The organism is Lysobacter enzymogenes, from assembly GCF_023617245.1.
GTDB lineage: Bacteria > Pseudomonadota > Gammaproteobacteria > Xanthomonadales > Xanthomonadaceae > Lysobacter > Lysobacter yananisis.
Window position 1 is genome coordinate 4,150,985 of the sequence record NZ_CP067396.1, and the last position, 24,867, is coordinate 4,175,851.

General features: G+C 70.9%; 26 protein-coding genes and 8 pseudogenes. 20 read left to right on the forward strand and 14 right to left on the reverse strand.

The features are described 5' to 3' along the window. Positions 1-127: 127 nt before the first annotated feature. The 6 genes and pseudogenes from JHW41_RS17025 (at position 128) to JHW41_RS17045 (ending at position 3,519) form a co-directional block, all read left to right on the forward strand. Entirely contained in the window at positions 128-586 is a 459-nt protein-coding gene (locus JHW41_RS17025; RefSeq protein ID WP_250443723.1) for a GlcG/HbpS family heme-binding protein, read from the forward strand. A gap of 57 nt (positions 587-643) precedes the next feature. Then, entirely contained in the window at positions 644-1,180 is a 537-nt protein-coding gene (locus tag JHW41_RS17030) for a SixA phosphatase family protein (protein ID WP_250443726.1), read from the forward strand. Positions 1,181-1,393: 213 nt separating this feature from the next. Beyond that, positions 1,394-1,783 (forward strand): hypothetical protein, encoded by a 390-nt coding sequence (locus JHW41_RS17035; RefSeq protein WP_250443729.1) that lies wholly within the window; start codon positions 1,394-1,396, stop codon positions 1,781-1,783. Beyond that, positions 1,776-1,841: pseudogene (locus JHW41_RS27225) on the forward strand (DUF6053 domain-containing protein); the annotation flags it as partial. The gene JHW41_RS17035 and the pseudogene JHW41_RS27225, both read left to right, overlap by 8 nt. A gap of 172 nt (positions 1,842-2,013) precedes the next feature. Beyond that, a pseudogene (locus JHW41_RS17040) lies at positions 2,014-2,936 on the forward strand (pirin family protein). Between the two features lie 103 nt (positions 2,937-3,039). Then, complete coding sequence (locus tag JHW41_RS17045) at positions 3,040-3,519, forward strand: hypothetical protein (RefSeq protein WP_250443736.1); 480 nt, start codon at positions 3,040-3,042, stop codon at positions 3,517-3,519. 9 nt (positions 3,520-3,528) lie between these two features. On the opposite strand, the gene JHW41_RS17050 is transcribed toward JHW41_RS17045, so the two are convergent. Continuing rightward, a complete protein-coding gene (locus tag JHW41_RS17050) occupies positions 3,529-3,669 on the reverse strand; it encodes a hypothetical protein (RefSeq protein ID WP_250443739.1) in 141 nt (46 codons plus the stop codon). A gap of 106 nt (positions 3,670-3,775) precedes the next feature. Here JHW41_RS17050 and aqpZ point away from each other — a divergent pair, with 106 nt between their 5' ends. Then, positions 3,776-4,489 carry an aquaporin Z gene (gene aqpZ, locus JHW41_RS17055; RefSeq protein ID WP_250443745.1) on the forward strand — a complete coding sequence of 238 codons (714 nt, stop codon included), beginning with the start codon at positions 3,776-3,778 and terminating at the stop codon, positions 4,487-4,489. Between the two features lie 1,111 nt (positions 4,490-5,600). On the opposite strand, the gene JHW41_RS17060 is transcribed toward aqpZ, so the two are convergent. From JHW41_RS17060 to JHW41_RS17085, 7 genes and pseudogenes are all read right to left on the reverse strand, one after another. Next, positions 5,601-6,077 carry a hypothetical protein gene (locus tag JHW41_RS17060; protein WP_250443748.1) on the reverse strand — a complete coding sequence of 159 codons (477 nt, stop codon included), beginning with the start codon at positions 6,075-6,077 and terminating at the stop codon, positions 5,601-5,603. Positions 6,078-6,228: 151 nt separating this feature from the next. Further along, entirely contained in the window at positions 6,229-7,086 is an 858-nt protein-coding gene (locus JHW41_RS17065; protein WP_250443750.1) for a pirin family protein, read from the reverse strand. Positions 7,087-7,323: 237 nt separating this feature from the next. Continuing rightward, complete coding sequence (locus JHW41_RS17070) at positions 7,324-7,920, reverse strand: class I SAM-dependent methyltransferase (protein WP_250443753.1); 597 nt, start codon at positions 7,918-7,920, stop codon at positions 7,324-7,326. Between the two features lie 49 nt (positions 7,921-7,969). Next, a pseudogene (rlmKL, locus tag JHW41_RS27230) lies at positions 7,970-9,217 on the reverse strand (bifunctional 23S rRNA (guanine(2069)-N(7))-methyltransferase RlmK/23S rRNA (guanine(2445)-N(2))-methyltransferase RlmL); the annotation flags it as partial. Positions 9,218-9,325: 108 nt separating this feature from the next. Then, positions 9,326-10,336, reverse strand: a pseudogene (locus JHW41_RS27235) (THUMP domain-containing protein); the annotation flags it as partial. Continuing rightward, on the reverse strand, positions 10,333-10,869 hold the full coding sequence (locus JHW41_RS17080) for an alpha/beta fold hydrolase (RefSeq protein WP_101943793.1): 537 nt from the start codon (positions 10,867-10,869) through the stop codon (positions 10,333-10,335). The pseudogene JHW41_RS27235 and the gene JHW41_RS17080, both read right to left, overlap by 4 nt. A 311-nt stretch (positions 10,870-11,180) precedes the next feature. After that, the gene (locus JHW41_RS17085) at positions 11,181-11,693 is read right to left on the reverse strand and encodes an MOSC domain-containing protein (RefSeq protein ID WP_078997282.1); all 513 of its coding nucleotides are present in this window, start codon (positions 11,691-11,693) and stop codon (positions 11,181-11,183) included. Positions 11,694-11,735: 42 nt separating this feature from the next. Between JHW41_RS17085 and JHW41_RS17090 the strand changes: the two genes are divergently transcribed. From JHW41_RS17090 to JHW41_RS27240, 4 genes and pseudogenes are all read left to right on the forward strand, one after another. Continuing rightward, positions 11,736-12,299, forward strand: a complete 564-nt coding sequence (locus tag JHW41_RS17090) for an N-acetylmuramoyl-L-alanine amidase (protein ID WP_101943791.1) — start codon at positions 11,736-11,738, stop codon at positions 12,297-12,299. A gap of 103 nt (positions 12,300-12,402) precedes the next feature. Continuing rightward, positions 12,403-13,302, forward strand: a complete 900-nt coding sequence (tesB, locus tag JHW41_RS17095) for an acyl-CoA thioesterase II (protein WP_078997281.1) — start codon at positions 12,403-12,405, stop codon at positions 13,300-13,302. A gap of 1 nt (position 13,303) precedes the next feature. Beyond that, positions 13,304-14,155 (forward strand): hypothetical protein, encoded by an 852-nt coding sequence (locus JHW41_RS17100; RefSeq protein ID WP_250443759.1) that lies wholly within the window; start codon positions 13,304-13,306, stop codon positions 14,153-14,155. An 82-nt stretch (positions 14,156-14,237) separates the two neighbouring features. Continuing rightward, positions 14,238-14,384, forward strand: a pseudogene (locus JHW41_RS27240) (DUF6053 domain-containing protein); the annotation flags it as partial. Here JHW41_RS27240 and JHW41_RS27245 read toward each other — a convergent pair. Further along, positions 14,318-14,473: pseudogene (locus JHW41_RS27245) on the reverse strand (hypothetical protein); the annotation flags it as partial. The pseudogenes JHW41_RS27240 and JHW41_RS27245 sit on opposite strands and share 67 nt — an antisense overlap. A 42-nt stretch (positions 14,474-14,515) precedes the next feature. Here JHW41_RS27245 and JHW41_RS17105 point away from each other — a divergent pair. Next, a complete protein-coding gene (locus tag JHW41_RS17105) occupies positions 14,516-15,781 on the forward strand; it encodes an RNA polymerase sigma factor (protein WP_250443762.1) in 1,266 nt (421 codons plus the stop codon). A 103-nt stretch (positions 15,782-15,884) separates the two neighbouring features. Here the strand turns inward: JHW41_RS17105 and JHW41_RS17110 are convergent, their stop codons facing one another. Beyond that, positions 15,885-16,529: an EF-hand domain-containing protein gene (locus JHW41_RS17110; protein ID WP_057946910.1), complete on the reverse strand. Its 645-nt coding sequence runs from the start codon at positions 16,527-16,529 to the stop codon at positions 15,885-15,887. A 232-nt stretch (positions 16,530-16,761) separates the two neighbouring features. Here JHW41_RS17110 and JHW41_RS17115 point away from each other — a divergent pair, with 232 nt between their 5' ends. The 6 genes and pseudogenes from JHW41_RS17115 to JHW41_RS27250 form a co-directional block, all read left to right on the forward strand. After that, a complete protein-coding gene (locus JHW41_RS17115) occupies positions 16,762-17,499 on the forward strand; it encodes an arginyltransferase (RefSeq protein WP_078997279.1) in 738 nt (245 codons plus the stop codon). A gap of 125 nt (positions 17,500-17,624) precedes the next feature. After that, complete coding sequence (locus JHW41_RS17120) at positions 17,625-18,068, forward strand: hypothetical protein (protein WP_198944608.1); 444 nt, start codon at positions 17,625-17,627, stop codon at positions 18,066-18,068. A gap of 214 nt (positions 18,069-18,282) precedes the next feature. Next, positions 18,283-19,509, forward strand: a complete 1,227-nt coding sequence (locus JHW41_RS17125; RefSeq protein WP_250443765.1) for an endonuclease/exonuclease/phosphatase family protein — start codon at positions 18,283-18,285, stop codon at positions 19,507-19,509. A gap of 186 nt (positions 19,510-19,695) precedes the next feature. After that, on the forward strand, positions 19,696-20,496 hold the full coding sequence (locus JHW41_RS17130) for an ATP-grasp domain-containing protein (RefSeq protein WP_250443769.1): 801 nt from the start codon (positions 19,696-19,698) through the stop codon (positions 20,494-20,496). Further along, entirely contained in the window at positions 20,493-20,837 is a 345-nt protein-coding gene (locus tag JHW41_RS17135) for an SMI1/KNR4 family protein (RefSeq protein WP_250443772.1), read from the forward strand. The genes JHW41_RS17130 and JHW41_RS17135 overlap by 4 nt, the downstream gene beginning before the upstream one ends. 110 nt (positions 20,838-20,947) lie before the next feature. Then, a pseudogene (locus tag JHW41_RS27250) lies at positions 20,948-21,103 on the forward strand (hypothetical protein); the annotation flags it as partial. On the opposite strand, the gene JHW41_RS27255 reads toward JHW41_RS27250, so the two are convergent. Continuing rightward, positions 21,091-21,156, reverse strand: coding sequence for a DUF6053 domain-containing protein (locus tag JHW41_RS27255; RefSeq protein ID WP_428995561.1), 66 nt, complete (start codon positions 21,154-21,156; stop codon positions 21,091-21,093). The pseudogene JHW41_RS27250 and the gene JHW41_RS27255 overlap by 13 nt on opposite strands. Positions 21,157-21,247: 91 nt before the next feature. On the opposite strand from JHW41_RS27255, the pseudogene JHW41_RS27260 reads away from it, so the two are divergent. Beyond that, positions 21,248-21,361 (forward strand): annotated as a pseudogene (locus JHW41_RS27260) (hypothetical protein); the annotation flags it as partial. Here JHW41_RS27260 and JHW41_RS17140 read toward each other — a convergent pair. From JHW41_RS17140 to purT, 3 genes are all read right to left on the reverse strand, one after another. After that, positions 21,313-21,666 carry a hypothetical protein gene (locus tag JHW41_RS17140; protein ID WP_250443775.1) on the reverse strand — a complete coding sequence of 118 codons (354 nt, stop codon included), beginning with the start codon at positions 21,664-21,666 and terminating at the stop codon, positions 21,313-21,315. The pseudogene JHW41_RS27260 and the gene JHW41_RS17140 sit on opposite strands and share 49 nt — an antisense overlap. A 218-nt stretch (positions 21,667-21,884) precedes the next feature. Further along, positions 21,885-22,331 (reverse strand): hypothetical protein, encoded by a 447-nt coding sequence (locus JHW41_RS17145; protein ID WP_078997274.1) that lies wholly within the window; start codon positions 22,329-22,331, stop codon positions 21,885-21,887. 40 nt (positions 22,332-22,371) lie between these two features. Next, entirely contained in the window at positions 22,372-23,586 is a 1,215-nt protein-coding gene (gene purT, locus JHW41_RS17150; RefSeq protein WP_250443777.1) for a formate-dependent phosphoribosylglycinamide formyltransferase, read from the reverse strand. Between the two features lie 112 nt (positions 23,587-23,698). Here purT and JHW41_RS17155 point away from each other — a divergent pair, with 112 nt between their 5' ends. Next, positions 23,699-24,703 carry a hypothetical protein gene (locus JHW41_RS17155; RefSeq protein ID WP_250443780.1) on the forward strand — a complete coding sequence of 335 codons (1,005 nt, stop codon included), beginning with the start codon at positions 23,699-23,701 and terminating at the stop codon, positions 24,701-24,703. The last annotated feature ends 164 nt before the right edge of the window (positions 24,704-24,867 follow it).

The window sequence follows — 24,867 nt, forward strand, 5'->3', positions numbered from 1 at the left end:
CCGCGACCGCGACACCGCAACTACGACGCCACCGCCCCACCCGCCACCGCAAACCGCAGTACAAAAAGCACTGTCGCCGCTACCCACCGCGCCGTAGCCTGCGCGCCCGCCCTCCCGAGCCGCGCGCATGCTCCGCACTTCGCTCCCGCTCGCCGTCCTGCTGCTCGCCGCCATGCCCAGCCACGCCGCCCCGCCGCTGAAGACCCAACTGCCGCAACGCACCGTCCTCAACCTCGCCGCCGCCGAGCGCATCGCCGCGGCCGCCGCGGCCGAGGCCCGCGCGCAGGGTCTGACGGTCTCCATCGCCGTCGTCGACGAAGCCGGCCGGCTCATGCATTTCCAGCGCATGGACGGCACCCCCAACTCCAGCGTCGAGGTCGCCATCGGCAAGGCCGTGCACGCGGCCGACTATCGCCGCGACAGCGGTTTCCACCAGAAGCTGCTCGAAGACGGCAACCACGTCGTGCTGGCGCTGCCGCATTCGCTGCCGATCGAAGGCGGCGTGCGCCTGCTGCTCGACGGCCAGACCATCGGCGGCATCGGCGTGTCCGGCGCGCAAGCGGCGCAGGACGGGCGCATCGCCTAGGCCGGCGCCGACCTGCTCAAGTAAGCTGCGGGCTCGCACGCAATCGCAGGAGCCGGCATGGATCGGATCGCAGCCTTCGTTTTCGCCGTCGCCATCGCCGTCGCCGCGGCCACGGCCCTCGCCGGTTGCGCCAGCGCGCCGGCCGCGCCGTCGTCCCCCGCCGCGCGCTACATCGTGGTGCGGCATGCCGAGAAAGCCAGCGACGACCCGCGCGACCCCATGCTCTCCGCCGCCGGCCTCGAGCGCGCGCAGCGCCTGGCCGCGCGCCTGCGCGAGGAGCCGCTCGGCGCGGTCTATGTCACCGGCTACCGCCGCACCCTGCAGACCGGCGAACCCGCCGCGCGCGGGCACGGTCTGACGCCCATCGTTTACGACGCGAAGTCGCCGGCCGCGCAATTCGCCGCGCAGCTGCGGCGCGAGCGTCCCGCCGGCGCCACGCTCGTGGTCGGCCACAGCAACACCGCGCCCGACATCGCCGCCGCGCTGTGCGCCTGCGCGGTCGAGCCGATGCCGGAAACCGAATACGACCGGCGCATGATCGTCGACCTCGACGCGCAAGGCCGCGCCACGCTGCGGATCGAACGCGACCGCTGAACGCGGCCCCGGGTCGCGCGCGGATGCTGCGTGCCGACGCCGCACCGGCGCGCACGAACGCCCGCACCGGCATGCGAAAGTGATCGCGTGCGCAGGCGCGCCATCCGCGGCTGGACGGCGCGACGCGGATCGCCGAGGATCGGCCGCGCCAGCCCGCCGCGCGCCGCCCGGCGCGCATCGCCACAAGACCAGGCCGCTGCCAGGAGCCCGCCGATGAAATCCGTCCCGTTCGTCGCCTCGCTCGCCTGCGCGCTCGCGCTGTCCGCCTGCGCCCACGCCGGCGCCGGCGGCGACCGCGCGCTCGCCGCCGGCGAAGCGGCGCAGTTGCGCCCCGGCGACAGCGTCGCCCTGCCCGACCGTTCGCGCCTGCGTTTCGTCGAAGTGACCAGCGATTCGCGCTGCCGTCCCGGCCTGCAGTGCATCCGCGCCGGCGAAGCGGTGCTGGCGTTCGAACTCAGCGGCGGCGACGGCGCCAAGACCGCGCTGTCGTTCGACACCTCCGCGCCGCAACCGCGCCAGCGCGCCGGCGCGTGGACGTTCGAGCTGCAGTCGCTGGATTTCGCCGAGCCGCCGCAGGCTACGGTGAAGCTCGAAGCTGAATAACCCTGCGATTTGGGCGAAAAGCGTCGGGCCTGAAGGCCCTCCCACAAGAGCAGTCCGGCCTCTTCAGTGCCGATGCGACCGCTCTTGTGGGAGGGCCTTCAGGCCCGACGCCTTTCGATCAAGCCGCCACACCACGCCATCTCCTGCAACACCGAGTTGCGCGCCCGGTTGCAAGATTGCAGCCAGGACGTGCCAATCTGCAGACATCAGTCCTGCAGGAGAGCCCGTCCATGACCACGATCGTCGCCCCGCGCGTCCACGACCTCGGCGGTTTCCAGGTGCGTCGCGCCGTGCCCAGCCTGCAGGCCCGCTCGGTCGGGCCGTTCGTGTTCGTCGATCACATGGGCCCGGCCGAATTCGCGCCCGGCCAGGGCATCGACGTGCGTCCGCATCCGCACATCGGCCTGGCCACGGTGACGTTCCTGTGGGCCGGCGCGATCGGCCACCGCGACACCCTCGGCAGCGTCCAGGACATCCATCCCGGCGACGTCAACTGGATGACCGCCGGCCGCGGCATCGCCCATTCCGAACGCACGCCCGACGCGCCGCGCGCCGCCGGCCAGGCCGTACACGGCCTGCAGACCTGGGTCGCGCTGCCGCGTTCGTTCGAGGAAACCGCGCCGGCCTTCCACCACCATCCGGCCGCAACCCTGCCGCAGCAACGCCGCGACGGCGCCTGGCTGCGCATCGTCGCCGGCCGCGGCTTCGGCGAGGAATCGCCGGTGCGGGTGTTCGCCGACACGCTCTATGTCGCCATCGATCTCGACCCCGGCAGCGAGCTGGACATCGAGGACAGTCACGCCGAGCGCGCCCTGTACGTGCTGGAAGGCGAGTCGCAACTCGATGGCGCCGATCTGCCGGAGAAGCATCTGGTCGTGCTCGATCCGGGCACCCGCCCGCGCCTGCGCGCCAAGACCCCGCTCAAGGCCATGCTGCTCGGCGGCGAGCCGCTCGACGGCCCGCGCCACCTGTGGTGGAACTTCGTGTCCAGCTCGCGCGAGCGCATCGAACAGGCCAAGCAGGATTGGGCCGAAGGCCGCTTCGGCCAGATCCCGGGCGAACACGAGTTCATCCCCTTGCCCGAGCGCTGAGCTCGCCCGGCCCACGCTCTTTTCCCGTCGCGCCCGAAACTTTTACCGAAACTGCCGCATGACTGCGCGGCAGCGTTTGTCAATCCCCACAAACTCGACTATGGTCACAGCGGAAGGCTCGCAACACCGCTTAGACCAAACATCCGTGTTCCAGGGGGACGTGTCGTGAAGTCATGGGGGAAGGGCCGCGCACTGCCGTGGCTGGGGTTGTTGTTCGTCTTGTGCGCCAGCGCCAAGGCCCAGGAAGCGCCGTCGGCCGAACCGGCGCAGGGCAATTGCCCGCTGCTGCCGGCCTCGACCGGCCTGCACTGGGAATACCGCGGCACCGCCGACTCGGATTTCTGCCGCGCGCTGCGCGACGACGGCAGCGAGGCGTTCGGCCTGTACATCGCCGACAAATCGCCGTTCCAGCCGCGGCGCGGCGACCGCGTCGAAGAGGCCACCATCGACGGCAAGCAGATCCACTGGTATCGCAGCCAGATCGCCGGCAAGCCCGACGTGCAGGCGCGCGAGACCCTGATCGAAGTCGGCAACGGCAAGCTCGCCCACATCTGGGTGCAGGCGCAGTCGGCGGACCAGCTCAAGGAGGCCCTCGGTCAGACCGAGGGGCTGCGATTTCAGTCGGCCCGACTGAGCCGCAAGTAAACCCGGCCGTCACAACCCGAATGTTTCGATGCCACCGTCCTCGCGACGGTGGCGTCGTTTTGCCGGTTCAGCCTGAAATTTTGTGATGGATTGCACATTTTTCCAGGTTCGAGCAGCATGAGAATCGGCCTGGCTGAACAGGGTCTGCATCAACGCCGCTCCCTGCCAGACAGGCGCACACCAGGCGTGATCGTCGATCCCGGGGCCGCTGCCTCTCGCGAGAGAGCCGCCTTTTATCCACCAAGGAAAGACGATCATGATCAAGCGACTGGGTGCGGAGTTCATCGGTACCTTCTGGCTGGTGCTCGGCGGCTGCGGCAGCGCCGTGCTCGCGGCCAACTTCGGCGGCGCCGGCAACCCGCTCGGCATCGGCCTGCTCGGCGTGGCGCTGGCCTTCGGCCTGACCGTGCTGACCGGCGCCTACGCGCTGGGCCACATCTCCGGCGGCCACTTCAACCCCGCGGTGAGCTTCGGCCTGTGGGCCGGCGGCCGATTCCCGGCCAAGGACCTGCTGCCGTACATCGTCGCCCAAGTGCTCGGCGCGATCCTCGCCGGCTTCGTGCTGTTCCACATCGCCAGCGGCACCGGCAGCTTCGTCATCGATCCCAACGCAGCCGGCACCTTCGCCAGCAACGGCTACGACCTGATGTCGCCGGGCGGCTACTCGGCCACGGCGGCGTTCCTGACCGAGGTGGTGATGACCGCGATGTTCCTGGTGATCATCCTCGGCGCCACCCACAAGAACGCGCCGGCCGGCTTCGCCCCGATCGCGATCGGCCTGGGGCTGACCTTGATCCATCTGATCAGCATTCCGGTGACCAACACGTCGGTGAATCCGGCGCGCTCGACCGGCGTAGCGCTGTTCGCCGGCGCGGCGGCGCTGAGCCAGCTGTGGATGTTCTGGGTCGCGCCGATCGTGGGCGGTTTGATCGGCGGGGCGGTGTATCGGTGGTTGGGCAAGGACGACTGAGGGTCGTCTTCGCACGGAAAAAGCCGCGCGTTCGCGCGGCTTTTTTCTTGGGCGGCCGGTCGCGTCGGCGAATCGCGGCGTGGGCGGGATGCAGCGCAGGTCGTGGCTTCACCTGGCCAAGAGCATAGTCCGGCCCTAGCCCGTCATTGCGGCGAACGCCGCAATCCATTTTGATCCGGCTGTTGCTGTTGTCCTTGTTGCTGTTGCTGTTGCTGTTGCTATTGGCTCGGACGCAACCTCGCCCGTGGCCCACGCTCCACAGCCCCGGAGGGCGCGCGCATGGATGCGCGCGTGCGCCATGGGGCAGGATGCCCCTTATGGCGCAGCCCCGCGCCCGGTGCTGGACCTAGTGGCTTTTGCCTTAAAACAAGCGTTTTTCTTTGGCTACTTTCTTTTGTCGCGCTGACAAAAGAAAGTAGCTCGGCCGCTTGCGGACGAAAGCTTTTGATGGCGGCTTGTCGTCGCGCAACACATCGATAACGGCGAAAGCAGCGGCAAGGTCAATATGGGTTCCGGCTTTCGCCGGAATGACGGGCGATGGGTTGCGTATCCGATTGTAGGAGCGGCGCGAGCCGCGACCGCGACAACGCACCTACGATGAAACTTTCGTAATCGCCGCGATGGCGCGGTCGCGGCTTGCGCCGCTCCTACAGGGGGCGTGCCGCGGCGGGGTCTGCGTTTGCGTGTGCGTCCGCGTGACGACAAGCGAACATCAAGAGCTTCCGTCCGCAAGCGGCCGGGTCACTTTCTTTGTCTTAAGCCACAAAGAAAGTAACCAAAGAAAAGGCCTTAGTTTTTTCGGATCAAGAGCCACTATGGCTCACAGCGGCGCGGGGCCGCGCCATAAGGGGCATCCTGCCCCATGGCGCACGTGCGCATCCATGCGCACGCCCTCCTGGGCTGCGGGACGTGGGCTTCGCGTGGAGTTGCGTCCGAGCGAATAGCAACATCAACGGCAACGGCAACGGCAACGGCAACAGCAACGGCAAGATCTTTTAGATTCCGGCTATCGCTGGGATGACGACAACGAGGTTTGACGTGAAGTCGGCAGGGTTTCGATGGAACCCGCCCAAGCCCCGCCGTTCGGCGACGCATATTCGACGCGCCTGGGTTACTGCGCCGCCTTCTGCCCCACCGCCACGCCCGCCAGGTCGATCGCGCTCTGCTGCAACTGCGCCGCGATCTTCGCGTCGCCGACGCCATCCGCTGCCTCGAGCATCTGGTACACCGCCTGCAGTTGGCGCAGGCCGCGCGGCGGGACTTTATTGAGTTTGCCGCCGACGATGACGAAACCGCCGGCGCCGGCGGCGACGCCGGGAGAGACGTAGCTGGCGACGATCACGAATTGGCGCGGGTCGATGCGGGTGGCCATGGCGTGCTGCTCCTGGTGGAAACCGCGTCGTGTCCGCGACGCGGTGAAGGCCGCGACGATGCGGCGGGTCGATGCATCCAGAACAACGCACGCGGCTGGATCGCCCGGCCAGCGCTGCGTCGTAACGGCCGCGCAACACCCGCTCGCGCGAAGAACCCGCACCGACTCGGACGACCACCCCGTTTCGATCCGAATCGTTCGCAGGCCCGTACGCACGATCAACGCGCTTGCGACTGTTTACTCGACGCGCACGCACCGCCGCGCGACAACGCCGCGCGCCCACGAAAAAGGCCACGCCGAAGCGTGGCCTTCCTCTGCGCTACGCTCGCCGCGGCGTCGCCTCGTCGACGATGCCGCGGCGAACCGATCAGAACTTGCCTTCCTGGAAATCCACGAACGCCTGCATGATCTCCTGCTTGGTGTTCATCACGAACGGACCGTAACGCGCCACCGGCTCGCGCAGCGGGCGGCCGCCAACCACGATCAGGCGGCTGCCGCGGCCGCCGTCGGCGAGCTTCAAGGTCGAGCCGCCGGCCAGCACCGCCATTTCCTGCGCGTCGACCGCGCGCGCGTCGGCGCCGTCGCCGACCGACACGCCGCCTTCGTAGACATAGGCGAAGACGTTGTGGCCTTCGGGCAGTTCGTATTCCCACGCCGCGCCGGGCTGCAGTTCGACGTCCAGGTAGACCGGATCGGTCGCCGGCTGCGAGATCGGGCCGCGCGCGTCGCCGAGGCCACCGGCGATCAGCTTGACCCGCACGCCGTCGGCCGGCGCCAACTGCACGATGCGGTCGGGCGCGAACTCCTGGTACTTCGGCTCGGTCATCTTTTCGCGCGCCGGCAGGTTCACCCACAGCTGGAAGCCGCGCATGCGGCCCTGTTCCTGCTCGGGCATCTCCGAATGCACCAGGCCGCGGCCGGCGGTCATCCACTGCACGCTGCCGGGCACCAACACGCCTTCGTTGCCGTGGTTGTCGCGATGGCGCATGCGGCCGTCGAGCATGTAGGTCACCGTCTCGAAGCCGCGGTGCGGGTGTTCGGGGAAACCGGCGAGATAGTCCTCGGGCTGGTCGGTGCCGAACTCGTCGAGCAGCAGAAACGGATCCAGATCCGGCAGCTGCGGCCCGCCGATGACCCGGGTCAGGCGCACGCCGGCGCCGTCGGACGTGGCCTGGCCGCGCAGCTTGCGGCCGACGCGGGCGTAAGTGGTGGCGGTGGTGGCCATGGGCCTTGCTCCTAGGGGATCGCCGGATTGGCGCTGGGCATAGGATGCCACCACATTTTCAGAACGATACTGCCAAAACCGCAATCATCCGTAACAAAAACAGAACGAAACGACTCGGAAGGTCCCTGTAGGAGCGGCGCAGCCGCGACCGCGAAAACGCAGCCACGCCGAAACCCGCGCCGCGAGCGGCAACCCCGCAGTCGCGGCTTGCGCCGCTCCTACAGGGGCCTGCGCCGGTTACGGCACCGATTCGCGCGAATAGACATACACCGTCGCCGGCGGCACGTTGCGCAGCACGAACTCGCCGCGGCGCACGCGCAGCGACAGTTGCCGCGCGACCGCATCGGCGACCGGCGCGGCCGGGCCGTAGGTGAATTGCACGAACACGCCGTCCGGCCGCAGGCACTGGAACGCGGCAGCGATGATGTCGCGCTGCAGCGGATGCGGCATGGTCAGCAGGCCGAGCCCGGACACCACCGCATCGGCGGGTCCGCCGCCCAGGTAGCCCTGTTCGCGCGCCAGCGCCGGCAGCATGCGCGCATCGCCGAGCAGCACCGGCACGCGCGGGAAACGCACCTGCAGATGGGCGTGCAGTTCCTCGTTGAGCTCCAGCACCAGCAGGTCTTGGTCGCGGATGCCGGCGTCGAGCAAAGCGCGAGTGATCGCGCCGGTGCCGCCGCCGAGTTCGATCACCCGGCGCGCGTCGTCGGGCAGTTCGGCGATCATCGCCGCGGCCAGTTCGGCGCTGGACGGCGCTACCGCGGCCACCCGCAACGGGTTCTTGAGCCACTGGCGGAAGAAGGTCCAGGCGCCGGGCTTGGGTTGCGGCTTCATGCGCGCCCTCGGGCGTGGCGGCGAAAACGACGGCTACGGGCGAGGATCATCAACGCGGCTCCAGGCGCCAGCAGCGGTGGATGCGCGCGTCGCGCTCGAAATCCGGCGGGATGGTGGCGGCGGTGATCTCCTCGCAACGGGCGAACTGCGCCACCGCGTCGGCATCCAGGCGGAAACGGCGGAAGTTGTTGGAGAAGTACAGCACGCCGTTGTCGGCCAGCCGCGCCACCGCCGCGCGCAGCAGGCGCACGTGTTCGCGCTGGATGTCGAAGTCGTCGGCGCGCGTGGAGTTGGAGAAGGTCGGCGGGTCGCAGAAGATCAGGTCGAAGCGGCCGCGCTCGGCCTCCAGCCAGGCGATGGCGTCGGCGTGGATCAACTGGTGCTGGGCGCCGCCGAGGCCGTTTTCGCGCAGGTTGTCGGCGCACCACTGCAGGTAGGTCGCCGAGAGATCGACGGTGACGGTGTGCGCGGCGCCGCCGACCGCGGCCTGCACGCTGGCCGCGCCGGTGTAGGCGAACAGGTTGAGGAAGCGCTTGCCGCGCGCCTCTTCGGCGATGCGCAAGCGGATCGGCCGGTGGTCGAGGAACAGGCCGGTGTCGAGATAATCGAACAGGTTCACGCGCAAGCGCGCGGCGCCCTCGCGCACCGGCACGAACTCGCCGCGCTGGTCGAACTGGCCGTACTTGCTGCCGCCCTTGCCGCGCGCGCGGGTCTTCACCGCGATGCGCTCGCGCGGCACCTCGAACACCTCGCGCGCGGCCGCGAGCAGTTCGTTGCGGCGGCGGCGCTGGTCGGCCTCGGGGATGTCGGCGGGCGCGGCGTATTCCTGCACGTGCAGGTACGTGCGCGGCGTCGCCTCGTCGCTGGCGTAGACGTCGATGGCCGCGGCATATTCGGGCAGGTCGGCGTCGTAGGCGCGGAAACAGCTCACGCCTTCGCGCTGGCGCCAGGACTTGAGCTTGCGCAGGTTCTTGCGCAGGCGGTTGGCGACCATCTGCGCGCCTTCGCTGAGCGGCTGCGGCGCGGCGTCTTGCTGCTTGGCGCGCTGCTCGGCGTGACCGACGCGGGCGATCGGATCGCAAACGATCAACGCGCATTCGATCGCGCCGTTGAACAACTGGTACTTCTTGCTCGCGCGCAGGCCGGTGGCCTGGGCCAGCGCCGGATCGCCGCACAGCAGGCTGGCGCGCCAGGACGGAACCAGGCGCTTGAGCGCTTCGCCGAGCGCGCGGTAGAGCGCGGGGTCGGCGGCGAGGCGGGCGTCGTAAGGCGGGTTGCAGACGGCGAGGCCAACTGGGGTAGCCGAGTCTCTTTCCGCCGGCGCCCTACCGGCGAAGCCAGATTCTTCCCCGGCGCTCTCCCCCAAACCGCCAGCATCGTCGCGATCAAGCCCTGGATCCCCGCCTTCCCGGGGATGACGCTCGGAGGCTCGCGATGCCTCTTGCGCAGCGACGCTCGCTTGCGCCGCAACGTCGGCGTGCGCAGCAGCGGTCGCACGCAACGGCTCCGGCACGGTCTGCAGCGACTCCACCGCCGCCACGTCCCAGCGGATCAACCCCGCCAGCCCCGCCATCGCCTCGTTCTCGCGCGCCGCGCGGATCGCCTGCGGATCGATATCGCTGCCGGCGAACACCGGCTGCAGCGCGGTCAAGCCGGCGGTCTCGCGCGAGCGCGCTTCATCGCACAGCGCGCGCCAGCCGGCGAAATCGAAACCGCGCCAGCGCGTCGGCGGCAACAGGCCGTGGCGCAACAGGCCCGGCGCGACGTCGGCGGCCATCAGCGCGCCTTCGATCAGCAGCGTGCCGCTGCCGCACATCGGGTCGAACAGGCCGCCGCCGGCGGCGTAGACCTTCGGCCATTGGCCGCGCAGCAGCACCGCCGCGGCGAGGTTCTCCTTCAACGGCGCCTCGCCCTGATGCTGGCGCCAGCCGCGCCGGTGCAGCGGGCCGCCGCCGAGGTCGACCGACAACACCGCGCGGCCCTTGCGCACCACCAAGTTGAGGCGCAGGTCCGGCGCCTCGGTATCGACGTCCGGACGCGCGCCGGTGCGCGCGCGCATCACGTCGACGACCGCGTCCTTGACCCGCTGCGCGGCGTAGCGCGCGTGAGTGATCGCCTCGCCGGACACGTGCGCGTCCACCGCCAGGGTGTGCACCGCGTCCATGTGCTCGGGCCACGGCAACGCGGCCACGCCGGCGTACAGCGCGTGTTCGTCGGGGCAGTCGAATTCGGCGATCGGCCACAGTACGCGGCTGGCCAGGCGCGACCACAGCACCGCGCGCTGGGCGTCGGCGAGCGTGCCTTCGACGTTGGCGCCGGCGGTGGCGGCGGTGGCGCGTTGGCAACCCAGCGCGGCCAGTTCGTCGGCCAGCAGGTATTCCAGGCCCTTGCCGCAGCTTGCGTAGAACTTGCTCATGCGTTGTCGAGACTCTGCAGCAGGCGACGGAACGCGGCGGCGCTGGCGTCGACGTGGTTGGACAGGCGATGGCCGTCGTCGACCAGCAGCAGGCGCGCGCGGCGCGGCTGCGCCCAGGCGATCACATCGCTGGCGGGAATCAGTTCGTCGTTCCAGCCGTGCAGCAGGCTCAGCGGCACGTCGGCGGCCTGCAGCGCCGGCGCCGGGCCCATGTGGATCGGCGGCGCCATCAGGAACAGCCCGGCCGGCCGCACCTGCATCGACACCGCGCCGGAGATGTAGGCGCCCAGGCTCGAACCGGCCAGCACCACCGGCCCGCGCTCGGCGGCTTCGCGCGCCAGCGCGAGCAGGCGCTCGATGCGCGCGTACACGTCGCCGTAGGGGCTGACGTCGCTGCGCGCGTCCAGGTCGGTGTAGTCGGGGCGCTCGGCGGTCCAGCCTTGGCGTTGCGCCGCTTCGGCCAGGGCCGCGACCTTGGTGGCGTCGGGGCCGCTTTCGAAGCCATGAGACAGGATGCAGTGTCCGGTAACGATCATCTTAGAGCCGAGGTTGAGTAGTTGCAGATCGCGCCGCGTGGAGCATCGAGCGCGTAACGATCATCTTGGAGTCGGGCCGAGCTGTGGCAGATCGCGCCGTGTGGAGCATCGAGCGCATAGCGATCATCTTGAAACCGGGTCGGGCTGTTGCAGATCGCGCCGTGTGGAGCATGGAGCGCGTAACGATGATCTTGGCGCCAGGGCCGATCGGTTGCGGACCGCGTCGCTTGGAACATCGACCGCGCAACGAGCGTCTTGGCGCCGAAGCCGATCGATTGCGCATCCCCGCCTGCGCGCGTCGAACGCATTCAAACGGCCGCATCGCCTACCGGCACCAGCGCATCGCCCAGGCGGATCCGGCCGCCTTCGACGATGCGCGCGCACCAGCCGCCATGGCCGCGCATCGCGTTGTAGCCGCCCGGGCCCAGCGCGGCTTCCATCCGCGAGCACGGGTCGCAGGACTCGGTGGTTTCCAGCAGGGTTTCGCCGAGGCGGAAACGCCGGCCCTTGAGCGCGACCAGCGGCAGGCCCGAGACCACGACGTTGCGGCGCAGGAGCGCCGGCGCGACCGACTCGAGCCCGGCCAGGGCCGCGATCGCGGGCAGGTGCTCCGCCTGGATCAGGGTGATCCCGCGCTTGCCGCTGCCGCCCTGGTAACGGTCGCCGGCCAGGCCCTTGCCGGCCTCGGCCAGCGCCTGCTCGACCTCGCGCATCGCCTGCCCGCGCGCCGGGCGCAGGCCGATCCACTCGACCCGGCCGGGCCGCGGCAGCGTGGCCATCAACGTTCCCAGCGCGGAGTCTGCAGGCGGCAAGGCGGTCATGGCGAGGCTCCGGACAAGGCCGGAATGGTAGCATCCGGGCCCATGCCGCCCCTGAACTCCGTCCTCGCGCCGCTGCCCTACGAGACCCGGCTGGACGCGCGCGATCCGGCCTCGGTGGATCTGGTAGTGATCCATTGCACCGAGCTGCCGGACCTGGCCGCGGCGCGCGAATACGGCGAGCGCGTGCTGTATCCGGCCTCGGGCACCGGCAACAGCGGCCACTACTACATCGACCGCGACGGCGCCACGCTGCGCTATGTCGCCGAGGACCGCATCGCCCACCACGTGCGCGGCTACAACCCGCGTTCGCTGGGGATCGAACTGGTCAATACCGGGCGCTACCCGCATTGGCTGGATTCGCGCCACCAGGCGATGGACGAGGCCTACCCGCCGGCGCAGGTCGACGCCCTGCTGGCGCTGCTCGCGCAACTGCGCGCGACGCTGCCGTCGCTGCGCTGGATCGCCGGCCACGAGGACCTGGACACCGCCACGGTCGAGGCCAGCGACGATCCGGCCGTGCAGGTGCCGCGCAAACGCGATCCCGGCCCGCGCTTTCCCTGGCCGCAGGTGCTGGCCGCGTGCGGGCTGGAGCGGCTTCGCCCCTGATCCGCGCGGCCGCCGGCGCAAGCCTTGCGGCACCGCCGCGGCGCGCCCGGAGCGTGTCCGCCGTCCCGCTATACTCCCCGCGACCTCCCCACCCGGCCGGCCGATGACTTCCTCCCCCGTCTCCGAACTGATCGAACTGCTGTCGCTGGAGCGGCTGGAAGACAATCTGTTCCGCGGCCAGAGCCGCGACATCGGCACCAAGTACGTGTTCGGCGGCCAGGTCCTGGGCCAGGCGCTGTCGGCGGCCCAGGCCACCCTGGATTCGCCGCGCGCGGCGCATTCGCTGCACGCCTATTTCCTCAAGGCCGGCGACATCGAGGCGCCGATCGTCTACCAGGCCGACCGCACCCGCGACGGCGGCAGCTTCTCGGTGCGCCGGGTCACCGCGATCCAGCACGGCCAGCCGATCTTCTTCCTCGCCGCCTCGTTCCAGGTCGAGCAGGACGGCGGCGAGCACCAGCTGTCGATGCCGGAAGTGCCCAAGCCCGAGGACATCGCGCCGGCGCCGCCGGTGCCGCCGCAGGTGATGGCGACGCTGCCGACCAAGGTGCAGCGCTGGCTCTCGCGCCAGGGGCCGTTCGAGTTCCGCCACGTGTATCCGCGCGACGAACTCAATCCGCCCAAGCGCCCGCCGTATCAGCAGGTGTGGTTCCGCCTCAGCGAACGCGTCGGCGACGCGCCCGAGCTGCACCGCGCGCTGCTGGCCTACGCCTCGGATTTCCATCTGCTCGGCACCGCGACCTTTCCGCACGGCATCAGCTACTACCAGCCCAACGTGCAGATGGCCTCGCTCGATCACGCGCTGTGGTTCCACCGTCCGTTCCGCGCCGACGAATGGCTGCTGTATTCGATCGACAGCCCCAGCGCGCAGGGCGCGCGCGGGCTGGCGCGCGGGCAGATCTACGACCGCGACGGGCGGCTGGTCGCCAGCACCGCGCAGGAAGGTTTGATCCGGGTCGTCGCCGATCCAGACGCGGCCGCGCACGTACCGGCGAAGGAATGACATGAGGCAGGTTTTCACCAGTTCGCGCCTGGAGAACGTCGAAGGCGTCGCGCAGTTGCTGCGCGAGGCCGGGATCGAGGTGCGGGTCACCAACGACCGCTCCTACAAGGGCAACCGCCGCTCCAGCTTCAGCTATCGCGAAGACGCCGGCGAGCGGCCGACGGTGTGGGTGATCCGCTCGGAAGACCAGTTGCGCGCGCGCGACCTGCTGCGCGAGGCCGGGCTGATCGACAGCACCCGCGGCGAACAGAGCCACCAGGCGCCGTACCGGTTCCGTTCCGACGCCGAACTGGCGCGCCGCCCCGGCGACAAGCGCGCGCTGCGGATCAAGATCGGCCTGCTGGTGTGCATCGCGGTGGCGATGGGCCTGGCGCTGTTCCAGGGCATCCGCACCCGCCCCGCCGCCGCGCCGGCGGTGGAACCGGCCGAGGCCGCGCTGGCGACGCACGCGTTCGACGGCAGCGTCGCCGCGACCCCGCGCGCGCTGGCGCAGGCGGTGTTCGCCGCGCAGCTGGCCGAGGCCGACCAGCCGACCCAATGCCTGCGCGTGGACCGCCGCGACGCCCCGCGTCCGCTGTTGACCGCGCTGGCGCGGCCCAAGCTGCGCCTGCTGCCGGCCAGCCAGTGCGAGGAGATCGCCGACGAAGCCAGCGGCAGCCGCGCGCGCGACGGCCAGACTGCGGAAGTGATCGAAGTGCACGCGTTCCGGCCGACGTCGAAAGACGCCGGAACGGTCGAGTACAGCGCGTACCACAACCGTTCGGTGGCGGTGTACAAGACCCTGCAGGTCGAGCGCGTCGAGGGGCAGTGGCGCGTGGTCAAGACGGTCAAGACCGTGCGCGCGATGGGGTGAGCCCAGCCGGGCTTCCTTGCCGGAGCCGGCTGTTGTGGGAGCCGGCTGTTGTGGGAGGCGGCTGTTGTGGGAGGCGGCTGTTGTGGGAGGCGGCTGTTGTGGGAGGCGGCTGTTGTGGGAGGCGGCTGTTGTGGGAGGGGCTTCAGCCCCGACGCTCTTGGCCCAGGTCGCCATGCAGTTCCGGGCGACCCGACAGAAAAGCATCGGGGCTGAAGCCCCTCCCACGACAGCCGCCAACCGCGCGGTCACATTTCCCCGCCGCCGCCGTCTTGGACCGCAGGCATCGCCGATGCCGCCGACCCCAGGAGCCCGACGCATGCGCAGCCCCGCCCACCGCCCCTACGCCGGACGCCGCACGCGATGAACGCGCAGGCCCTGGATTCGCTGATCGGCCACGACCTGCCGCTGGCGGCGGGCGGCGACAGCGCCGCCTATTCGCGCATCGTCGGCGCCTGCCAGAACTCGGTCACCGCGATCGCCCTGGCGATGGTGCGCGACGTCCAGGCCAGCGAGGACATCGCCCAGGAGGCCTTCCTCAGCGCCTGGCAGAACATCCGCAAGCTGCACAACCCGTCCAGCTTCCTGCCGTGGCTGCGCCAGATCACCCGCAACCTCGCCCGCGACCACCTGCGCGCGCGGGTGCGCCAGCCGCGCGCGGTCGAGGACGCGGAACTGGCGATCGAACTGGCCGCCGATCCCGCCCCCGGCGCGATCGAAACGCTGCTGGAGGCCGAACGCGCCCGGGTCGCCGCCGAACTGATCTCGGCGCTGCCCGACGAAAGCCGCGAGGTGCTGCTGTTGTACTACCGCGAAGGCCAGAGTTCGCAGCAGGTCGCGGCCCTGCTCGGGCTCAGCGACGCGGCGGTGCGCAAGCGCCTGTCGCGCGCGCGCGGCGCGGTGCGCGAAGAGCTGATGGAGCGCTTCGCCGCGTTCGCCCGCGCCAGCGCGCCGTCGGTCGGCTTCACCACCCTGGTCGCCTCCAGCCTGGGCCTGATCGCGCCGCCGTCGATCGCCGCCGCGGCCCTGGCCGGCGGCGCGGCCGGTTCCAGCCTGGCCGGCAAGTTCGGCCTGGGCGCGTCCTCGGCCAGCGGCGGCGTCGCCGGCGGCGGCGCGGCCGCCCTGCTCGACCGCCTGCTCGCGCCGTTCGCGGCCGCCGGCGGCGGCGAGGCGCTGGAGCACGGCGCGCGCTGGAGCGTGCAGCTCGGCGGCGTAATCGGCGGCACCATCGGCGGCGCCCTCGGCGCGTTGGCGATGACCCAAATCCTGCTGCGCTACGCGCGCGGCGCGCAGGAACGCCGGCGGATCTACCGGATGATGATCGCGATGTCGGTCAGCGCCGCGCTGGTCTGCCTCGGCCTGCTCGCGGCGCTCGCCCTCAGCCGCGGCTGGCTGGCGCCGGCGGCCTTCCTGCTGCTGTCGATGGCGCTGATGAACTGGCAGATGCTGCGCTGGCTGCCGCGCGAGATCGGGCCGCTGCTCGACCGCGCGCAGCGCGAGAGCGGTCGCGACCCGCGCGCCGGCTTCGGCTACCGCTGGCTGCTGGGCAAGCCGGCGATCGTCTGGAGCAACGTGGCCTTGCTGGCGAGCATCGCGCTGGTGCTGTACAAGGACGGCCGCTTCGGCTGAGCCGCGCGCGGCGCGAAAAAGAAAGGGGCGCCCTCACGGCGCCCCGAATTACAGCTAGGGAGGGTTGCGCGGCCGGACGCGAACGCGCCCGGGCGCTGCGAGGTCAGCGCTTGCCGTCCGGCTTGAGCTCGGTCTTGCTCAGGAAGCCGTCGCGGTTCTCGTCGAGGAAGGCGAACTGCGCGGCCAGGCGCGGCATCTTTTCCTGCACTTCGATCTTGCTGAGCTTGCCGTCGCGGTTGAGGTCGGCTTCGGCGAATTTGGCGTCGAAGCGCTGGGCGCGCTCGGCTTCCCATTTCGGACGCTCGCGCTGGAAGTAGCCGCGCAGTTCGCCGCGCACGATGTAGCCGTCCTTGTTGGCGTCGATGGCGGCGAAGTTCTTCGCCAGGCGCGGCGACTTGGCCGCCTCGGCCTGGCTGATCCGGCCGTCGCCGTCGGTGTCGAGCCGGGCCGCGCCGCCGGCGCCGCCGTGACGGCCGCCGTGCTCGCGGCCGCCGCGGCGCTGCGGGCGCTCGCTGGCGTCGAGCTTGCCGTCGCGGTTCTTGTCGAGCTCGTCGAAGCGCTCGGCCAGGCGCGGGAACTTGGCCGCTTCCTCACGCGTGATCACGCCGTCGCCGTTGGCGTCGATCTTCATGCGCGGGCGCTGCGCGCCGTCGCCGCCGGCCTGCGGCGCGGCGAACGCCGCGGTCGCCGCGCCGGCGAACATCGCGACCGCGGTCATCGCGGCGAGGTAGAGGGGAAAACGATTCATCGTGGACTCCTGCGGGCGGGCGCCACCGCGGCGCCGATGACCGGATCAACGCCCTGGCCGCGTGGCGGTTGACAAGGACCCGCGCCGGTTCAGCCCGGCGCCAGCCGCGGCGCGGCGCGGCGCGGCCGGCGCGCGCGCCGCCGGCGGCGTCCGCGGCCGCGCCATCGCCCTTCGTTCTCGAACCGGGAGCCATTGCATGCGCAACTCACCGACCCGGCGCTATGCTGCCGCCATGGGCACGCAACCGCAGCAGCCGGACAGCGACGACCTCCGCCTGTTCCACACCGGCGAGCACGCCTGCGGCTACTGGCCCGAGCGCATCGCCCGCGACCTGGTGCTCGATCCGCGCGACCCGCGCCTGCGCGAGTGGTATCCGCACGCGTTGGGCTGGGGTTTCCGCCGCTCCGGCGACATCGTCTACCGTCCGCACTGCAGCGGCTGCCGCGCCTGCGTCGCGGTGCGCATCCCGGTCGACCGCTTCATGCCCGACCGCAGCCAGCGCCGCTGCCTGGCGCGCAACGCGCAGGTGGAGATGCGCGTGCACCGCGCCGAACGCACGCCCGAGCAACTCGCGCTGTACAAGCGCTATCTCGCCTCGCGCCACAGCGGCGGCGGCATGGACGGCCACGGCGCGATCGAGTTCGACCAGTTCCTGATCGGCAGCTGGAGCGAGAACCGCTTCCTGGAACTGCGCGAGGCCGGCCACGGCCGCCTGCTCGCGGTCGCGGTCACCGACGTGGTCGAGGACGCCCTGTCGGCGGTCTACACCTTCTACGACCCCGACCTCGCCGACCGCAGCCTGGGCACGCTGGCGATCCTGCGCCAGATCGAATGGGCCCGGCGCGAGCGCCGCCGCCATCTGTACCTGGGCTACTGGATCGCCGGCCATCCGAAGATGGACTACAAGCGCCGGTTCCGACCGTTGGAGGCCTTCGATGGCCGCGATTGGCGGGTTTTTACACATTCGTAACACGCGTCACGTTCAGGTCGTGTATCTCGTAGCCGCGTCGTAACCACGACGTGCGGGATGGCGCCACTCGCTGGCCTGGCAATGGAGCCGCCACCCTCATCACCTACCGCCACATGGAGTCCGCAATGAAAGTGAAGGTCCTGTTCCTGGCCGCCGCCGTTACCCTGGCGCTGGCCGCCTGCAACAAGCCCGCCGACAAGCCCGCCGACGCCGCTCCGGCCGCCGACGCCGCGGCCGCCCCGGCCGGCGACGCCGCCGCCCCGGCGCCGGCTCCGACCGACGCCGCTCCGGCCGCCCCGGCCGATGCCGCCGCGCCGGCCGCCGCCCCGACCGCCGCCAGCGTCGGCGTGCCGGAATGCGACGACTACCTGACCAAGGTCCAGGCCTGCCTGACCGACAAGGTCCCGGCCGAGCAGCGCGCCGGTCTGGAAGGCGCGCTCGAGCAGAGCCGCACCGCCTGGACCCAGGCCGCCTCGACCCCGCAGGGCAAGGCCGCCCTGGCCAGCGCCTGCAAGACCGCGCTGGAGCAGAGCAAGGCCCAGTACTCGGCGATGGGCTGCACGCTGTAACTCGCCGCGCAAGCGGCACGAGAACGCCCCGGCCTGTCCGGGGCGTTTTTTTTTTGGCGCAAGGCCGCAGGGCAACGATGCGAACGGGCGGCGGGCGGCATCGAAGCGCCCGGCCATTGCCCTGGTTCCGCGTCGCCCCGATCGATTCCCCGCCTCCTGCAACCCGCCCCGGCCTGTAACGCTGCCAACCTTCGCCCATGCGATCATCGCGCGCATGTCCAGACTCCTTCTTCCCTGCGCCGCGCTCGCCGCGGCCCTGCTCGCGGCCTGCACGCAAGTGAACGTCCACGGCGATCCCCAGGCCTACGTCCGCGCCCAGGACGCGCCCGCGCGGCTGCGCGTGGCCACCTACAACACCTCGCTGTACGACGAAGCCGACGGCGGCCTGATCAAGCGCTTCGAAGCCGGCGACGACAACGCGCGCAAGATCGCCGCGGTGCTGCAGCAAGTGCGGCCGGACCTGGTCCTGCTCAACGAATTCGACTACGACCCGCAGCAGCGCGCGGCCGAGCTGTTCCAGCGCGACTACCTCGAAGTCGCCCAGCCCGGCGGCGGCGAGGCGCTGCGCTATCCGTATCGCTACCTCGCCCCGGTCAACACCGGCGTGCCCAGCGGCCTGGACCTGGACGGCGACGGCCAATCCGGCGATGCCGCGCGCGGCGACCGCGCGCGCGGCAACGACGCCTGGGGCTACGGCCTGCACCCGGGCCAGTACGGCATGCTGGTGCTGTCGAAGTACCCCATCGACGCCGCCGCGGTGCGCAGCTTCCAGACCTTCAAGTGGGCGAACCTGCCGAACGCGCGCCAGCCGCGCGATCCCTCCACCGGCAAGCCGTGGTACTCCGCGGCGGTGTGGCCGCAGATGCGGCTGTCGTCGAAATCGCATTGGGACGTGCCGGTGAAAACGCCGCTGGGCGTGTTGCACTTCCTCGCCGCGCATCCGACCCCGCCGGTGTTCGACGGCCCCGAGGACCGCAACGGCGCGCGCAACTTCGATGAGATCGGGCTGTGGGCGCGCTACCTCGACGGCGGTTCGCCGTCGTGGCTGTGCGACGACCAGGGCCGCTGCGGCGGCCTCGCCGCGGACGCGCGCTTCGTCATCGTCGGCGACATGAACGCCGACCCGGTCGACGGCGACGGCGTGCCCGGCGCGATCAGGCAACTGCTCGACCACCCGCGCGTGGATTCGACCCACGTGCCGCGCAGCGAAGGCGCCGGCGAACGCGCGCGCGGCTACGGCTTCGCGCGCAAGGGCGACATCGCCACCCACACCGGCGACTTCGGCCCGAAGGCCGGAACGCTGCGGCTGGACTACGTGCTGCCCTCGCGCGGCTGGAAGGTCGAGGGCACGGGCGTGTTCTGGCCGAAGGCGGGAACGCCGGACGCGAAGATCTCCGAGGCCAGCGATCACCATCTGGTGTGGGTGGACCTGGCGAAGTGAACCCGCCGTCGGCGGCTATCCGCCGACGGTCGCCGCGCCATCGCCGCGGGCGCCATCGCGCGCCGGCGCTTCGCACAGACCTTCCGTCGTCGCCGAACGGCGGGCGCGTTTAGTCCTGGCGTCGAGGCGCTAGCATGGCGCGCCGCCGCAGGATCGGCGGCGAACGCGCAACCCGAGGGATCCGACATGAGCACGCCCGTCACCTGGGCCATCCAGACCAATTTCATCGCCGACGAGCAGATCCGCAGGGTCTGGTCCGCCGCCGAAGACGCCGGCGCGCGCGTGCAGGACGTTCTCGTCGTCCCGTTCTCCGACGAACTCGGCAACGAGGTGCCGCCGCTCGACGGCGTGGTGATTCCCTACGGCGCGACCAAGCTCACCCGGCTGGCGCAAAAGCGCGGCTGGCGCGGGCTGTGCTTCGATGAAGCGGCGTTCCGGGTCGACGCCTGGAACCGCCATCGCGACGACATGCTCAACCAACACGTGCGCCAGATGAGCGTGCGCGAGTGCATGGCCGCGATGCAGGACGAAGACGAGGACAGCCGGTGGTTCGTGCGCCCGGTGCAGGACCTCAAGCATTTCGACGGCACGGTGACCGTCGCGCGCGAGATCCGCCGCTGGATGAGCAGCGTGGACTCGGGCAACTACAGCTTCGACGGCGACACCGAGGTGATCGTGGCGCCGGTGCAGAAGCTGCACGGCGAGTGGCGCTTCTTCGTGGTCGACGGGCAGGTCGTGGACGGCTCGTCGTACCGCATCGCCGGGCAGCGCCTGGCCAACGCGGTGGCGCGGCCGGAACTGTACGAGACGGCGCAGTCGCTGGCCGACGGCTGGCTGCCGCACCGCACCTGCGTCATGGACGTGGCGCTGACCGACGAAGGCTACAAGGTGATCGAGTTCAACACCTTCAACTCGTCGGGGTTCTACGCGCACGACATCGAGAAGATCGTCGCCGCGGTCACCCGCCACTTCGCGACGCAGGCATGAGCGAGGCGGCGCTGGCGCGGGCGGAACGGTGGTACGGCGCGGCGCTCGCCGCGCCGCTGCGCGCGTTCGTGCTCGCCCACGGCGGGCGCGAGATCGGCGCGGTGCGGTTGTATCCGGCCGACGAGATCGTCGAGCGCAACGAAACCTACGAGACCCGCGAATACTGTCCGGGCTATCTGACCGTCGGCGACGACGGCGGCGGCCGCGCGGTCGTGGTGCACGCCGCGCTGACGCCGCCGACCGTGTTCGTGGTCGGGCACGGCAGCATGAGCGAGGCGGATTTCGTCGCGGTCGGCAGCGGCTTGCAGGCGTGGATCGAAGGCGGCTGCGCGATGGACTGAGAGCCGCATCGGCGGACGCCAAGTTCTGCCGCAATCGCAGCGAACTGTCCCGATCCGCACGGCCTGCTGCCGTGGGAGGGGCTTCAGTCCCGACGCTTTCGGCTCAGGTCGTGGCGAACGGATCGGAAAGCGTCGGGCCTGAAGGCCCTCCCACACTCGGCAAGCCCGTCCCGCTTCACCCAGCGCGAAACTCGCGCACGATCTCGAGGAGGCCGACGACTGTGGGAGGGGCTTCAGCCCCGACGTTTTCGGCTCAGGTCGCGGCGAACGGATCGGAAAGCGTCGGGCCTGAAGGCCTTCCCACACTCGGCGGGCCCATCCCGCTTCACTCAGCGCGAAACTCGCGCACGATCTCGATGAGCCCGACGACTGTGAGAGGGGCTTCAGCCCCGACGCTTTCGGCTCAGGTCGCGGCGAACGGCTCGGAAAGCGTCGGGCCTGAAGGCCTTCCCACACTCGGCGGGCCCATCCCGCTTCACTCAGCGCGAAACTCGCGCACGATCTCGATGAGCCCGACGATGTGATCGTTGAGCGCGTCCAGTTCCTCCGCCGGCACCCACCACTCGGTGTGGTGCGCGCCGCCGACCTTCTGGATCGGGTAGCGGGCCATGAACTGCGCGTCGACCTCGAAACGGGTCACCGCGCCGTAGCCGCTGTCCTTGACGTTCCAGCGCCCGGCGATCTCGGCGGCGTAACGCTCGTTGGTCACCGGATAGAAGATCGGCTGCTCCGGCAACCGCGGCGGCCAGCGCTTGAAGGCGTTCTCGCGTAGGCGGGCCAGCTCGTTGGGGCCGACCGGGCGGTACAGGGTGATGGTGTTGCCTTGCATGGCACGAATCCTTGTGTAAGAAAAACGGCCGCGTTCTCGCGGCCGTGCGCAGGGTAAACCAGGAGGCGGGAGCGAGCCACCACCCCGCCCGCGCCCCGCACCCGGGCTGTTGTGGGAGGGGCTTCAGCCCCGACGCTCTTTAAGGTCGCGACGCGACCGGAATGCGAAGCATCGGGGCTGAAGCCCCTCCCACAAAAAACAATTCCCTCCGCGTGCGCTTACTTCGGTTTGCCTTCGCTCGCGATCACCGGCGACGGCGCGTCCGGCACCGCCGGCGCGGGCGCGTCCGGCGCGGGCACCACCGGCGGCGATTGCGGTTGCGCCGGCGACGACGCCGGCGCGGCGGCAGGCATGGACGCCGCCGCGGCCGGTTTCGCCGCCGGACGCGGCGCGTTGCGCGGGCCGAAGCCGAACGAGCCCTCGCCGTGCGCGGATACGATCATCCGCACCATGTTGCCGGGCACCATCAGTTCCAGGGTCAGGTCGCGGCCTTCGGAGGTGCGGCCTTCCAGGGTCATCTCGGTGAAAGCGCCGCCGGTGTCGATCTCCTTGCACAGCACATGCGGGCCGCCGGGGCCGTCGAGCAGGTAGGGGCGGATGGCCTCGCCCAGCGCCTCCAGCGCCTGCGGGAAGAAGAACACGGCGTAGCCCTGGGTCTCGTTCATCGTCGCTCCGGTGCGAAGGGTCGTGCGGCTTGGACCACGATCAGCGCAATTCGATCCGCAACTGCGCGGCGGCTTCGCGCGCCTTGGCGCGGGCCTCGTCGATGTCGCCGCCGAGGGCCAAGGTCACCGCGACGCGGCGGTGGCCTTCCACCCGCGGCTTGCCGAACAGGCGCAGTTGGGTGTCGACCTGGCCCAGCGCCGCGTCGACGCCGGAGAACACCGGCACGCCGTGGCCCTGCGCCAGCACCGCGCAGGACGCGGACGGGCCGTGTTCGCGGATGGTCGGGATCGGCAGGCCGAGGATCGCGCGCGCATGCAGTGCGAATTCGCTCAGGTCCTGCGAGATCAGGGTGACCAGGCCGGTGTCGTGCGGGCGCGGCGAGACCTCGCTGAACCAGACCTCGTCGCCCTTGACGAACAATTCCACGCCGAACACGCCGAAGCCGCCGAGGTCGTCGGTGATGGCGCGGGCGATCTCCTGCGCGCGCGCCAGCGCCACCGGGTTCATCGGCTGCGGCTGCCAGCTCTCGCGGTAATCGCCGTCGCGCTGCAGGTGGCCGATCGGCGCGCAGAAGGTGGTGCCGCCGGCGTGGCGCACGGTCAGCAGGGTGATTTCGTAGTCGAAGTCGATGAAGCCCTCGACGATGACCCGGCCGGCGCCGGCGCGGCCGCCGGTCTGGGCGTAGTCCCAGGCCTTGTCGATGTCGGCGTCGCCGCGCACGAGGCTCTGGCCCTTGCCGGAGGACGACATCACCGGCTTGACCACGCACGGCAGGCCGATCTCGGCCACGGCGGCGCGGTAGTCTTCGCGCGTGTCGACGAAGCGGTACGGCGAGGTCGCCAGCTTCAAGGTCTCGGCAGCGAGGCGGCGGATGCCTTCGCGGTCCATGGTCAGGCGCGCGGCGCGCGCGGTCGGGATGATCCTGGTAGGAGCCACACGGGTGTCGCTGCCGCGGCGGGCGAACTCGTCTTCCAGCTCGACCAGGGTCTGGGTGTGGATCGCCTCGATCTCCGGCACGATCAGGTTCGGCCGCTCGGCCGCGATCAGCGCGCGCACGGCCTGGCCGTCGAGCATGTCGAGCACGTGGCTGCGGTGCGCCACCTGCATCGCCGGCGCGTCGGCGTAGCGGTCGGCGGCGATCACTTCCACGCCGAAGCGCTGCAGCTCGATCGCCACCTCCTTGCCCAGTTCGCCCGACCCGAGCAGGAGCACGCGGTAAGCGTGCGGGGACAACGGCGTGCCGAGCGTGGTCATGGCGTGCAACCTCGAAAACGGTGGGGGCGGATGAGCCTAGTCTAACTTTCCGCGTCCGCCGCGGCCTTGCCGGGCTATGGCGGCGGCGGGGGCGCATGCGATGCTGTGGCTCATGTCCCCCGCGTCCGAACGGCACGCCGAGCGTGCCGCCGCCCCTGCTGTCTCCGCCGTCCCGGGCGCCGCGCGCGCGCCGCGCCGCTGGCGTTGGCTGGCCGCCGGCGCGCTGCTCGCGGCCGCGCTGGCCGGCGGGCTGGCGTGGTGGCGCGCGCAGCGCGCGCAGCCGCCGTCGCCGGGCAGCCGCGAGCTGGCCGGGATGCTGCTGGACCCGCAGCTGTCGGAGATCAGCGGCCTGGCCGCCTCGCGCCGCCACCCCGGCGTGCTGTGGATGCACGACGACGGCGGCAACCCCGAGCGCCTGTTCGCCGTGGCCGAGAACGGCGACCGCCTGGCCACCGCGCGGATCGAGGGCGCGATCAAGACCGACTGGGAGGACATGGCCGCCTTCGAGCTCGACGGCCGCCATTACCTGCTGATCGCCGACACCGGCGACAACGGCGGGCTGCGCCGCAGCCTGCAACTGCACGTCATCGAAGAACCCGACAAGATCGAGAACGCGCGGCTCAAGCCGGCCTGGTCGATCGCCTTCCGCTGGCCCGACGGCGCGCGCGACTGCGAGGCCGTCGCGGTGGACGTGGCGCGCCGCCAGGTCCTGCTGATTTCCAAGAAGCGCCAGCCGCCGGAGCTGTTCTCGCTGCCGCTGATGCCGGCCGGCAACGCGCTGCAGACCGCGACCCGGCTCGGCGAGCTGGCCGGCATTCCCGAGCCGGACGCGCAGTTGCGCCAGAACAACCCGTTCCGGGCCAGGATCCAGGGCCAGGTCACCGCCGCCGACGTCTCGCCCGACGGCCGCACCCTGGCGGTGATGACCTACCGCTACCTGTTGTTGTACCCGCGCCAGCCGCAGCAGGACTGGGCCCAGGCCGTGGCCGGCCCGCCGCGGGTCAGCGAACTGCCGTGGCTGCCGCAGGCCGAGGCCCTGGGCTGGTCGGCCGATGGCCGGTTCCTCTACGCCACCGGCGAGTTCATCCCGGCGCCGCTGTACCGGATCGCCCCGTAAACCGGTTCACTTCCTGCAGTAGCGGCGCGAGCCGCGAGCAACCGCAGCGACGCACGCAAGCGCCCTCCCCGAAGCCCGTCCAATCGGACGCTTCCCCGATCCAGCTCCCAACAGTTCCGCCGCCAGCGGCCACCCCGCGGTCGCGGCTCGCGCCGCTCCTACAC

Excerpts from the sequence above, each read along its gene's own strand:
- purT (WP_250443777.1), bottom strand. The coding sequence starts at position 23,586 with ATGACCACGCTCGGCACGCCGTTGTCCCCGCACGCTTACCGCGTGCTC.
- JHW41_RS17090 (WP_101943791.1), top strand. The coding sequence starts at position 11,736 with ATGCCGCCCCTGAACTCCGTCCTCGCGCCGCTGCCCTACGAGACCCGG.
- JHW41_RS17050 (WP_250443739.1), bottom strand. The coding sequence starts at position 3,669 with ATGCAGACCCTGTTCAGCCAGGCCGATTCTCATGCTGCTCGAACCTGG.
- JHW41_RS17145 (WP_078997274.1), bottom strand. The coding sequence starts at position 22,331 with ATGAACGAGACCCAGGGCTACGCCGTGTTCTTCTTCCCGCAGGCGCTG.
- tesB (WP_078997281.1), top strand. The coding sequence starts at position 12,403 with ATGACTTCCTCCCCCGTCTCCGAACTGATCGAACTGCTGTCGCTGGAG.
- JHW41_RS17085 (WP_078997282.1), bottom strand. The coding sequence starts at position 11,693 with ATGACCGCCTTGCCGCCTGCAGACTCCGCGCTGGGAACGTTGATGGCC.
- JHW41_RS17155 (WP_250443780.1), top strand. The coding sequence starts at position 23,699 with ATGTCCCCCGCGTCCGAACGGCACGCCGAGCGTGCCGCCGCCCCTGCT.
- JHW41_RS17125 (WP_250443765.1), top strand. The coding sequence starts at position 18,283 with ATGTCCAGACTCCTTCTTCCCTGCGCCGCGCTCGCCGCGGCCCTGCTC.
- JHW41_RS17105 (WP_250443762.1), top strand. The coding sequence starts at position 14,516 with ATGAACGCGCAGGCCCTGGATTCGCTGATCGGCCACGACCTGCCGCTG.
- JHW41_RS17115 (WP_078997279.1), top strand. The coding sequence starts at position 16,762 with ATGGGCACGCAACCGCAGCAGCCGGACAGCGACGACCTCCGCCTGTTC.
- JHW41_RS17065 (WP_250443750.1), bottom strand. The coding sequence starts at position 7,086 with ATGGCCACCACCGCCACCACTTACGCCCGCGTCGGCCGCAAGCTGCGC.
- JHW41_RS17030 (WP_250443726.1), top strand. The coding sequence starts at position 644 with ATGGATCGGATCGCAGCCTTCGTTTTCGCCGTCGCCATCGCCGTCGCC.
- JHW41_RS17140 (WP_250443775.1), bottom strand. The coding sequence starts at position 21,666 with ATGCAAGGCAACACCATCACCCTGTACCGCCCGGTCGGCCCCAACGAG.
- JHW41_RS17135 (WP_250443772.1), top strand. The coding sequence starts at position 20,493 with ATGAGCGAGGCGGCGCTGGCGCGGGCGGAACGGTGGTACGGCGCGGCG.
- JHW41_RS17100 (WP_250443759.1), top strand. The coding sequence starts at position 13,304 with ATGAGGCAGGTTTTCACCAGTTCGCGCCTGGAGAACGTCGAAGGCGTC.
- aqpZ (WP_250443745.1), top strand. The coding sequence starts at position 3,776 with ATGATCAAGCGACTGGGTGCGGAGTTCATCGGTACCTTCTGGCTGGTG.
- JHW41_RS17025 (WP_250443723.1), top strand. The coding sequence starts at position 128 with ATGCTCCGCACTTCGCTCCCGCTCGCCGTCCTGCTGCTCGCCGCCATG.
- JHW41_RS17110 (WP_057946910.1), bottom strand. The coding sequence starts at position 16,529 with ATGAATCGTTTTCCCCTCTACCTCGCCGCGATGACCGCGGTCGCGATG.
- JHW41_RS17070 (WP_250443753.1), bottom strand. The coding sequence starts at position 7,920 with ATGAAGCCGCAACCCAAGCCCGGCGCCTGGACCTTCTTCCGCCAGTGG.
- JHW41_RS17120 (WP_198944608.1), top strand. The coding sequence starts at position 17,625 with ATGAAAGTGAAGGTCCTGTTCCTGGCCGCCGCCGTTACCCTGGCGCTG.
- JHW41_RS17130 (WP_250443769.1), top strand. The coding sequence starts at position 19,696 with ATGAGCACGCCCGTCACCTGGGCCATCCAGACCAATTTCATCGCCGAC.
- JHW41_RS17035 (WP_250443729.1), top strand. The coding sequence starts at position 1,394 with ATGAAATCCGTCCCGTTCGTCGCCTCGCTCGCCTGCGCGCTCGCGCTG.